The organism is Bacteroidia bacterium (assembly GCA_025056095.1).
In the GTDB taxonomy this organism is placed as follows: Bacteria; Bacteroidota; Bacteroidia; order JANWVE01; family JANWVE01; genus JANWVE01.
In genome coordinates, this window is record JANWVW010000323.1 from 1 (window position 1) to 1723 (window position 1723).

Below are 1723 nucleotides of genomic sequence, written 5' to 3' on the forward strand. Positions count from 1 at the left end.
CTACTGTAACCTCTTGCCATATATCTTGTACTTTACGTTCTACTACGAACTGATTAGTAGCTGCATCTCCCTGCACTTGCCAAGAGAGTAAAGCCTGGGTTTGTTGGCTATTATGCCATTGGGCATGGAGGGAAATAAGGTAATGAGGTAAAGGAGGACATGGGCAGGGAACAGGAAGAAACTTAAGTATAAAACCATCATCCGTTCCACCGTTGAAAGTATCATCAAAATACGCTCCACCCCCTGGATTGACTAGAGAATAAGAGTAGCTAGTAGAATTAGATACGTTTGTCCATTCACCGCTAGCAAATAAATTGTTATTCACATCCACAGCAAGAGGAAACTGAAAATCCGTTCCATCTCCTCCCACATAAGTACACCAAAGTAAAGCACCTGTGTTGCTAAAAAGGGAAAGTATAACATCAGTAGTTCCTCCATTATATGAGTCATCATAATACTGCTGATCACAAGAGTTTAGCAAGTGAGGGAAAGAGGAAGTAGTTGTTCGAAAACCGACATACACATTGCCACAAGCATCAACTTCAATATTATCATACTCAGTCATACTTTCATTACCAGTTCCTCCATAGTAGGTAGCCCATTGGCGAACGCCTGAGTTAGTAAACTTCAAAATGAAAGCATCAAAACCTCCTGCATGAGTTCCTTGATAAAATGCACCTCCACCAGGATTAAAAACAGGAAAATTGGTTGAAAAAGTACGCCCTAATACAAATACATTTCCTGTACCATCCACAACCAAAGGATAAGCTGCATCATCGTCGCTTCCTCCATAGTAGGTAGCCCATTGGCGAACGCCTGAGTTAGTAAACTTCAAAATGAAAGCATCAGAACTTCCTGCACGAGTTCCTTGATAAAATGCACCTCCACCAGGATTAAAAACAGGGAAGTTAGTTGAAGATGTATATCCCGTTACAAACACATTCCCTGTGCCATCTACAGCCACAGAATGACCATAATCAAAAAGGATTCCTCCATAATAGGTAGCCCACAAGCGAATACCTGAATTAGTAAACTTCAAAATGAAAACATCGGCGACTGATGCGTTTGTTGCTTGATAAAATGCACCGCCGCCAGGATTTTGAACAGGAAAATTTGATGATTGAGTATATCCTGTCACAAACACGTTCCCTGTACCATCTACAGCCAAAGAATAGCCTGATTCAGTATCATTTCCTCCATAGTAAGTAGCCCATTGAAGAACACCCGAGTTAGTAAACTTCAAAATGAAAGCATCAATAATTCCTGCATTTGTTCCTTGAAAATATGCGCTCCCACCAGGATTATGAACAGGAAAATCGTTCGAAGCGGTATTCCCCGTTACAAATGCGTTTCCTGCGCCATCTATAGCTACAAAATAGCCCCATTCCTGATTGTTTCCCCCATAGTACGTAGCCCACAAGCGAACACCTGAATTAGTAAACTTCATAATCATAGCATCAGTTATTCCTCCTGCTTTTGTTCCTTGAAAATATGCGCCCCCACCAGGATTATAGACAGGAAAGTCATTTGAATAAGAGTACCCCGCAATAAATACATTTCCACTTGGGTCGGTGTCTACGCTGAAGGGTCCATCAGCGTTATTTGCACCTCCATAAAACGTACCCCATACTAATTGTGGGTCAATCACTAATATGTCGCTTGTGCTGCTTACCCCCAAAACCTCAAAAGTTATTACACTCTCATAGCCACTATCGCCATACAC

At 41.6% G+C, this 1723-nt stretch carries 1 protein-coding gene; it reads right to left on the reverse strand.

Translation table 11 applies throughout. The features are described from left to right. Window positions 1-1723 (reverse strand): SBBP repeat-containing protein (locus NZ519_13805; protein MCS7029828.1); only part of this gene is annotated, 1723 nt, incomplete at both ends.